Origin of the sequence: uncultured Maritalea sp. (assembly GCF_937139385.1) — a bacterium.
Taxonomy (GTDB): domain Bacteria; phylum Pseudomonadota; class Alphaproteobacteria; order Rhizobiales; family Devosiaceae; genus Maritalea; species Maritalea porphyrae_A.
On record NZ_CAKZPW010000025.1, the window covers coordinates 1 to 8142 of the forward strand.

The window sequence follows — 8142 nt, forward strand, 5'->3', positions numbered from 1 at the left end:
AACGCGTTCGATGAAGCGGCCATCGCGTGGTGCGCGAACGTCTGCAACAACGATGTGGTAGTAAGGACGCTTTTTAGAGCCGCCACGGGCCAAACGAATTTTAGTTGCCATTATTAGATCTCCTTAGATGGACTTTGAACCGCTCATTTGAGTGGTAATTTGGTTTGTTCATATTCGGGGGAGCTATTTCTTGCCCCCCAATTTGGGACCCAAGCCGGGAAGGCCGGGAAAACGCGGTGCGCCGCTGCCCTTAAGCAGATCGTTGACGCTGGTTGGTAATTGTTTTTTTGGCTCTGGTGCGGCCAAGCTGCCCATATCTGGCATTTGCCCACCCATTTGTTTTTCCATTTCGGCGAGCATTTGCGGATCCATTTGGGAAGGATCAATATTGGGCATGCCGCCACCGCCAAACATGCCGCCGAGGGCGCCAGCAAGCCCGCCTTTGCCTTTAGACATTTTTTTCATCATGTCGGCCATTTGGCGGTGCATTTTGATCAGCTTGTTAATTTCTTGAACCGAAGTGCCCGACCCTGCTGCCACGCGCTTGCGGCGCGAGGCGTTGAGCAAAGCAGGTGTTGCGCGCTCTTTTTTGGTCATGGATTGGATGATGGCGACCTGACGATCAAAAACCTTGTCATCCACATTGGCACCAGCAAGCTGCTTTTTCATTTTGCCCATGCCCGGCATCATGCCCATAAGGGACCCCATGCCGCCCATTTTTTTCATTTGAAGAAGTTGGTTTTTCAAATCATCAAGATCGAAAACCCCTTTCTTCATCTTTTTGGCCATTTTGGCCGCGTCTTCAGCATTGACGGTTTCAGCTGCTTTTTCAACCAGCGAAACAATGTCACCCATGCCCAAAATCCGGTCAGCAACACGGCTTGGGTGGAAGTCTTCAAGGTCTTCAAGCTTTTCGCCTGTCCCCAATAGTTTGATCGGTTTGCCAGTGACCGCGCGCATGGAAAGCGCTGCGCCGCCACGGCCATCCCCATCAATACGGGTCAGCATAATGCCGGTAATGGCCACACGCTCGTCAAATGAGCGGGCCAAGTTGACCGCGTCTTGGCCGGTTAGGGCATCGGCAACAAGCAAAATTTCGTGGGGGTTGGTGGCCGCTTTAATTTCTGCGGTTTCCGCCATTAGTTCTTCATCGATATGGGTGCGACCCGCGGTATCGAGGAACAGAACGTCATAACCGCCAAGCTTGGCGGTTTTTTGGGCGCGTTTGGCGATTTCAAGCGGGCTTTGACCCGCAATGATCTCAAGCGTATCGACGCCGATTTGATCCCCAAGAACTTTGAGCTGCTCCATCGCGGCAGGGCGACGGGTATCAAGTGAAGCGAGCAGGACTTTTTTGTTTTGCTTCTCTTTAAGGCGTTTGGCGATTTTGCCGGTGGCAGTGGTTTTACCCGCGCCTTGCAAACCAACCATCATAATGGCAACGGGCGGGTTTGCCTTAAGGTCCAGCGGGGCCGCATCTGTGCCCAAAACCGCAACCAATTCGTCATTGACGATTTTGACGACTTGTTGGCCCGGGGTAATGGATTTGGTGACTTCTGCACCAACTGCCCGGTCACGAACTTGCTCGATAAACCCGCGCACAACCTCAAGGGAAACATCGGCTTCAATTAGCGCCCGGCGAACTTCGCGCAGGGCTTTGTTCACGTCGTCTTCAGAAAGAGCGCCGCGGCCTGTAATTCCGTCAAAGATGCCGCTTAAGCGGTCGGAGAGGCTTTGAAACATTTATCGTCCCGTCATTGTCTTTTTAAGGTCAATTGTTCGATTGTGCCCCCACATATGGTCATCAAACGTCCAAATTGGAAGGCTGACGAGCCATAAGCTTTTGACACCCACGGGCGCAACGCGCTGGTGGATGTTGACCCCTTGCATCAGTAAGACCGCACAAGGTAGTGGCTCGAGGTTTTCTCGATCAGTTAAACTTATTGGCTCGTGCAATAGAGGAATGGGGCTTTAGAGTCAATAAAGAAGCGCGCCAAGCAAGCAATCTTGATGTGACATGGGTAGTAATTGGGCCTAATCTGCGCCATATAAGGCAAAAGTTGACACTAGGCATAGGCACGATAATGAGCGGCGACGCGGTTTCTTATTTGAAAATGAACGGTTTGGGCAATGATTTTGTGGTCATTGACGCCCGAAAGCGCGCGCTGACCTTCACAAAGGATAAGGTGCGCTGGATCGCTGATCGTGAACAAGGTGTTGGCTGTGATCAATTGATCATCATGGAAGCACCGCGTAACGAAGACGCAGATATTTTCATGCGGATCTATAATGCGGAAGGCGGCGAGGTCGATGCTTGTGGCAACGCCACCCGTTGTGTTGGCTATTTGATGGCTGAGGAATTGGGCCGCGCGGATGTGACCATTCAAACCAACGCGGGGCTGTTGCTCTCTCGCCTTGATGGGAAAAATGTTACGGTGGATATGGGCGTGCCGCGCCTACAATGGCAGATGATCCCTTTGGCTGAACAGTTTGAAGACACAACGGGCATAGAGCTGCAAATCGGGCCAATTGATGCGCCGGTTTTGCATACGCCTTCTGTTGTAAATGTGGGCAATCCCCATGCGATTTTTTGGGTGGATGATTTAGACGCGCATGATTTAAGCAAGGCAGGGCCATTGCTTGAAAATCACCCGGTTTTTCCCGAGCGAGCCAATATTTCATTGGCGCAGGTGATGTCGCCAACCCATATCAAAGTGAAGGTTTGGGAGCGCGGTGCGGGCCTAACAAAGGCTTGTGGTACGGCGGCATGTGCGGTTGGTGTTGCGGCTGTGCGTAAAGGCTTTGCGGATGGTAAAATTGATGTGGAGTTGCCTGGTGGCATTTTGCAAATCGAATGGCGCGACAGCGACAAGCACATTATGATGACCGGCCCCTATGAAACTGAGTTTGAGGGTGAATTGCCCGCGGACTTGTTTGAGGATGATGCTGCATGAGTGTTGAAACGCTAACATTTGGCTGTCGGCTCAACACATTTGAATCTGAAGTGATGAAAGATCAGGCCAAACAAGCGGGTTTGGATGATGTTATTATTGTCAATTCATGTGCGGTGACCCAAGAAGCTGTGCGCCAAACCCGCCAAGGCATTCGCAAAGCCCGGCGTGAAAACCCGAACGCTAAAATTATCGTCACCGGTTGCGCAGCGCAAACCGATGCTGAAGGTTTTGCTGCCATGGGCGAAGTCGATCTGGTGATGGGCAATGCCGAGAAAATGAAAGCTGAGACCTATCAGGGCCTTAAGTTTGGCATTGGTGGCAATTCAAAGATCCTTGTTGACGACATTATGAGCGTTAAAGAAACCGCTGGCCATTTAATTGAAGGTATGGACGGGCGGGCGCGGGCATTTGTGCAGGTGCAAAACGGTTGTGATCATCGGTGTACCTTTTGCATCATTCCTTACGGTCGGGGCCCTTCGCGCTCGGTGCCCATGGGCGTCGTGGTGGATCAGATTAAAAAACTGGCCGATAATGGGGTTGGTGAAGTTGTGTTGACCGGGGTTGATATTACCTCCTATGGGCCTGACCTGCCGGGCAAACCCACATTGGGCAAGCTCACCCAGCAGATATTGACCCATGTGCCGCAACTAAAGCGTCTTCGCATTTCCTCAATCGATAGTATTGAAGCGGATGAGGCTTTGATGGAGGCCTTAAGGTCTGAACAGCGCTTGATGCCGCATTTGCACCTGTCGCTGCAGTCTGGCGACAATATGATTTTAAAGCGCATGAAACGCCGGCATTTGCGTGAAGATACGATCAACTTTGTGAATGAGGCGCGGGCGCTGCGTCCGGATATGGTTTTTGGCGCTGACATTATTGCCGGGTTCCCCACGGAAACAGATGAGATGTTCGCCAATTCCATGAAGATCATTGAAGAGTGTGATCTTACCTATTTGCATGTGTTTCCCTATTCGATCCGTCCGGGCACCCCGGCGGCAAAAATGCCGCAAGTGGATAAGGCCATTGCAAAGGCGCGGGCCAAGAAATTGCGGGTGGCGGGTGAAAAACAACATGAAGCGTTTTTGGCGCGTCAAATGGGAGAAACCCATTCTGTATTGATTGAGCGGGACGGCATTGGCCGGACAGAACAATTTGCGCCCATTATGATTGCAGGCACTGAGCCAGGGCAAATTTTGCAGGCAATTGTGACCGGCGTTGGCGAGCATGGACTTATCGGCGCGCCTATTGAGCAAGTGGCATAAGGCTTTGACCTAAGGGATTTTTATGAGCGAGAAAAAACCGGGCTTGTTTGGCCGCTTGTTTGGCAAAAAAGCAGTGCCTGCTGAAGAGGCGCCCACAGAAGCTGTGTCTGATGCAGTTGAGTCCTCATCTGCAGAAGAGATTACAGTCGAAAAAACTGTTGCTTTGGAGCCAGAAGCGGCGAGCATTGCACCTGAGCCTGAGGGGGCTATCGCGCCGCCAACTATTGATGCGGTTGATGACGAGCCCAAAGTCGACACAGAACCTCAGCCTGAGGAAAAAAAGGGCTGGTTCCAGCGCCTGACGTCGGGGCTAAAAAAATCATCTGATCAGCTCACCGATAATATTGCAGCCGTTTTTACCAAGAAAAAGCTTGATGACGAAACGCTAGAGCAGCTTGAAGATGTGCTGATCCAGGCGGATTTGGGCATTGAAACTGCGGTTGATATCACCGAAAAACTGGCCAAAGATCGCTTTGATAAAGAGATCTCTGTTGATGAAATTCGGCAAGTGTTGCGCGACGAAGTGGCGAACGTGCTAGCGCCCGTGGCGCTACCGTTGGTGTTTGATGGTGGCCATCGTCCGCATGTGATTTTGATGGTTGGGGTCAATGGATCGGGCAAAACCACGACCATTGGTAAATTGACCGCCAAGCTGACCAAAGAGGGCAAGAAGGTTGTTTTGGCGGCAGGCGATACGTTTCGCGCGGCCGCAGTAGAGCAACTTCAGGTTTGGGGCGAACGATCTGGGGTTGAAGTGATCACGCGACCCACCGGTGCGGATGCATCCGGGTTGGCGTTTGATGCGGTTAGTGAGGCAAAGGCGCAGGGCGCTGACGTTTTGATTATTGATACCGCAGGCCGTTTGCAAAACCGGGACGAATTGATGGCGGAGTTGGAAAAAATCATCCGCGTTATCAAGAAGATCGACGCCAGTGCACCGCACACCACTTTGCTCACGCTTGATGCGACGACGGGGCAAAACGCCCTCAACCAAGTGGAGATATTTGGCCAGCGAGCCGGTGTTACCGGTCTGGTGATGACAAAGCTAGATGGCACCGCGCGCGGTGGTATACTTGTTGCAATTGCAAAGAAATTTAAACTCCCTGTGCATTTTATTGGTGTAGGAGAATCTATAGGCGATCTTGAGCCTTTTCAGGCGCAGGATTTTGCGGAGGCAATTGCAGGGGCGAGCGACGTTACTTAGTGCATTGAGGGAGAGGCAAAATGATCGATCGGCGCAATATGGAAAAATGCGTGTATGTGCTGCCCAATTTTGCACCGCCCAATGTTGCTGAAGTGTTCAAAATATTGGCCGCAAGTGAGCATGCGTTTTTGCCTTCCGATGTTTATGGCAAAGGTGGCGCTTGTGACGAGGTTGCGATGCGCCTTCAAAAACTGTTCGATAAGCCTGCTGCGCGGTTCTGCGTTAAAGGCATGATTGGCCAAATGGCAGTTTTGCGGGCTGTCACCGAATTTGCTGGTAATAACCGCGTGGTGGTGCATCGGGCTTCCCACTTTGATTATGATGAAATGGAAGCAGTGGAAGTGCTGCATCCGATCCAGTTTTTGCGTGCTGGCAATCATCATCATCCTTTTACCGTGGATGACTTGGATAATTTGGGTGAAAAACCTGCTGTTGTGGCACTGGAGTTGCCCTTGCGGCGTGCCGGTTATCGTTTGTTGCCCTTTGCGGAATTGCAAAAGATTTCGACCTGGTGTCACGTGCATGACGTGCATTTGCATATTGATGGCGCACGCATATTTGGTGTTGCGGCCGCATATGGGAAGAAGTTTAGCGAAATTTCGATGTTGTGCGACAGCATCTATTGCTCTTTTTACAAAGAACTTAAAGGGCTGGGCGGTTGCGGAATCGCAGGGAGCAAAGCGCTGTTGGATGCGGTTGATGTTTGGATCACCCGGATGGGGGGCGATTTACCCTTCCAATTCCCCTATGCCATTTCCGCCCTGATGGGGATGGATAAGCATTTGAGCGAAATACCACATTATCTGGGGGCGGCGCGCACGATTGCGATGCTGATCAATCAAATTCCGGGCGTTTCGACCTCACCTGTGGTGCCGCACACCACAGGGTTTCAGGTGCATTTGAAGGCGGATAGAGCAAAAATTGAACAAGCGATAAAGCATATGATCGAATATGAACGTATTTGGATCACGGGAAGTGTAGCCCAAACCGCCATTGATGGGGTATATGGGTTCGATGTTGAGATAGGCGAAAGTGCAATGGCACTCGCGCCTGAACGCTGGGCGTTCAATATGGAAAAACTAATGAAGATCGCACGGGGTTAGCAAGCGAATATGAGTGAGTTAAAACAACAGCCGGAAGAAATGAACTGGGCCGAACTTAAGCCGCAGCTGATCAAGCTCGCGCTGGAGTTGGGGCCTTTGGTGCTTTTCTTTGTGCTTAATGCGCGGGCGGGCATTTTTGTCGCTACGGGCTGGTTTATGGGCGCGATGGTGGTTTCGCTATTGGCCAGCTGGTTTTTGCTCAAACGTATTGCGGTGATGCCGTTGGTCACGGGCGTTGTGGTGCTGGTTTTTGGCGGACTTACACTTTGGCTGCAAGATGATACTTTCATCAAACTCAAGCCGACCATCGTCAACACATTGTTTGGCAGTGTTTTGTTGGGTGGGTTGCTGTTTGGTCAGAGCTTACTCAAATATGTATTTGGTGATGTCTATAAGCTTAAGCCTGAAGGCTGGCGTATTCTGACATGGCGCTGGTGTATCTTTTTCTTTGTTTTGGCCGTGATCAATGAGATCGTTTGGCGTAATTTCTCGACCGATTTTTGGGTGGCCTTTAAAGTCTGGGGGCTGATGCCCTTGACCTTGGTGTTCTCGTTTGCACTCGTGGTGCCAATTTTGACCAAATATGCGCCGGACGCTGAATAGGTTTTCACATTTTTTCAGGCCGCCGTTGGTCGCGGTGCTCCCGACCCGGCAGCTCCGCTGAATGGTGCCAAGGTTTTACGAGGTTGAAAGGGTATCCAATGCTTTTTCAATGGCTGGCACGACATCTTGTTCAAAGCTTTGTGCGTTAATCGGGCCGGTATGCTTATAGACAATCATGCCGTCTTGGTTCACCAAATAGCTTTCGGGCACCCCATAAACGCCCCAGTCTAGGCTTACCCGACGGTTACGATCGGCGCCAATAGCGGCGTAAGGGTTGCCCAATTCGGCCAAAAACTGGCGCGCGTTTTCTGGTTGATCATTATAATTAATGCCATAGATTTTGACATCGCTCCGTTTAGCGAGGGCGATGAGGAATTCATGCTCGTCGCGGCAGGGTACGCACCAGCTCGCAAAAACATTCACCAATGTGATTTGGCCCATTAGGTCTTGGGTGGAAAAGCCGGATGGATTGTGCCCCTCAATCCCCGCCAATTCGAATTGGGGGGCTGGTTTGTTCAACAATGCTGAGGGCAACAGGTTTGGGTCTTTGTTGATTTGGCTGGCAAAGAGCGCAAATAGTCCACCCGTTATGATCAGGGGCAGCAGATAAATCCAAATGCGCTTCATTAGCTTTTCTCTTCAGAACGGCGACGCACGCCTTTTGCTTCTAATTCGGCCAGGCGTTTTTCTTGGGTGTGATAGTCTTGATTGACCAAAAACACCAATGCACCAACAAGGGCGCAGGTGATCAAGTAAGAGCCCGCGATATATTCAAAGTGTTGGGAAATATCGATCATGCGTGTTGTTCCCGTAAACGTTGGGCGTTGCGGCGTTCGAGCGCACGCACGCGGCGGCGCAATATTTCAGCGCGCATTGAAATGAAATGCAGCAGCAAAAACAGAAAAGAAAACCCAAAGAACATGACAAATAGCGGCAAAAGGATCGACATGGGCATAGTGGGCCCATCGGGTCTAAAGACGCTGGCGGGTTGATGCAGGGTGTTCCACCATTCAACA

General features: G+C 51.2%; 9 protein-coding genes and 1 pseudogene. 5 read left to right on the top strand and 5 right to left on the bottom strand.

Annotation, left to right across the window (positions count from 1 at the left end; translation table 11 throughout):
* Positions 1-111: 30S ribosomal protein S16 (rpsP, locus tag Q0231_RS01030; protein ID WP_299343906.1), on the bottom strand; the 111-nt coding region annotated here is incomplete at its 3' end.
* Between the two features lie 72 nt (positions 112-183).
* Positions 184-1743, bottom strand: a complete 1560-nt coding sequence (ffh, locus tag Q0231_RS01035) for a signal recognition particle protein (protein ID WP_299343887.1) — start codon at positions 1741-1743, stop codon at positions 184-186.
* A gap of 341 nt (positions 1744-2084) precedes the next feature.
* Between ffh and dapF the strand changes: the two genes are divergently transcribed.
* Genes dapF through Q0231_RS01060 form a run of 5 tightly spaced genes read left to right on the top strand, consistent with a single transcriptional unit; the run spans position 2085 to position 7126 of the window.
* The gene (gene dapF / locus Q0231_RS01040) at positions 2085-2954 is read left to right on the top strand and encodes a diaminopimelate epimerase (protein WP_299343890.1); all 870 of its coding nucleotides are present in this window, start codon (positions 2085-2087) and stop codon (positions 2952-2954) included.
* Positions 2951-4216, top strand: a complete 1266-nt coding sequence (gene mtaB, locus Q0231_RS01045; protein ID WP_299343892.1) for a tRNA (N(6)-L-threonylcarbamoyladenosine(37)-C(2))-methylthiotransferase MtaB — start codon at positions 2951-2953, stop codon at positions 4214-4216. The genes dapF and mtaB overlap by 4 nt, the downstream gene beginning before the upstream one ends.
* A gap of 22 nt (positions 4217-4238) precedes the next feature.
* Positions 4239-5420: a signal recognition particle-docking protein FtsY gene (gene ftsY / locus Q0231_RS01050; RefSeq protein WP_299343895.1), complete on the top strand. Its 1182-nt coding sequence runs from the start codon at positions 4239-4241 to the stop codon at positions 5418-5420.
* 20 nt (positions 5421-5440) lie between these two features.
* Positions 5441-6523 carry a low specificity L-threonine aldolase gene (locus tag Q0231_RS01055; RefSeq protein ID WP_299343898.1) on the top strand — a complete coding sequence of 361 codons (1083 nt, stop codon included), beginning with the start codon at positions 5441-5443 and terminating at the stop codon, positions 6521-6523.
* Between the two features lie 9 nt (positions 6524-6532).
* A complete protein-coding gene (locus Q0231_RS01060) occupies positions 6533-7126 on the top strand; it encodes a septation protein A (RefSeq protein WP_269393447.1) in 594 nt (197 codons plus the stop codon).
* 75 nt (positions 7127-7201) lie between these two features.
* Here Q0231_RS01060 and Q0231_RS01065 read toward each other — a convergent pair whose 3' ends face one another.
* From Q0231_RS01065 to Q0231_RS01075, 3 genes and pseudogenes are all read right to left on the bottom strand, one after another.
* On the bottom strand, positions 7202-7753 hold the full coding sequence (locus Q0231_RS01065) for a DsbE family thiol:disulfide interchange protein (protein WP_299343903.1): 552 nt from the start codon (positions 7751-7753) through the stop codon (positions 7202-7204).
* Positions 7753-7923: a heme exporter protein CcmD gene (ccmD, locus tag Q0231_RS01070; protein ID WP_269393449.1), complete on the bottom strand. Its 171-nt coding sequence runs from the start codon at positions 7921-7923 to the stop codon at positions 7753-7755. Before ccmD ends, Q0231_RS01065 begins: the two co-directional genes overlap by 1 nt.
* Positions 7920-8142 (bottom strand): annotated as a pseudogene (locus Q0231_RS01075) (heme transporter HemC); the annotation flags it as partial. The pseudogene Q0231_RS01075 and the gene ccmD, both read right to left, overlap by 4 nt.

What these genes read in the sequence shown, in the direction of transcription:
- ccmD (WP_269393449.1), bottom strand. Translation starts at nt 7,923, where the DNA reads ATGATCGATATTTCCCAACACTTTGAATATATCGCGGGCTCTTACTTG.
- dapF (WP_299343890.1), top strand. Translation starts at nt 2,085, where the DNA reads ATGAGCGGCGACGCGGTTTCTTATTTGAAAATGAACGGTTTGGGCAAT.
- ftsY (WP_299343895.1), top strand. Translation starts at nt 4,239, where the DNA reads ATGAGCGAGAAAAAACCGGGCTTGTTTGGCCGCTTGTTTGGCAAAAAA.
- Q0231_RS01065 (WP_299343903.1), bottom strand. Translation starts at nt 7,753, where the DNA reads ATGAAGCGCATTTGGATTTATCTGCTGCCCCTGATCATAACGGGTGGA.
- mtaB (WP_299343892.1), top strand. Translation starts at nt 2,951, where the DNA reads ATGAGTGTTGAAACGCTAACATTTGGCTGTCGGCTCAACACATTTGAA.
- Q0231_RS01055 (WP_299343898.1), top strand. Translation starts at nt 5,441, where the DNA reads ATGATCGATCGGCGCAATATGGAAAAATGCGTGTATGTGCTGCCCAAT.
- ffh (WP_299343887.1), bottom strand. Translation starts at nt 1,743, where the DNA reads ATGTTTCAAAGCCTCTCCGACCGCTTAAGCGGCATCTTTGACGGAATT.
- Q0231_RS01060 (WP_269393447.1), top strand. Translation starts at nt 6,533, where the DNA reads ATGAGTGAGTTAAAACAACAGCCGGAAGAAATGAACTGGGCCGAACTT.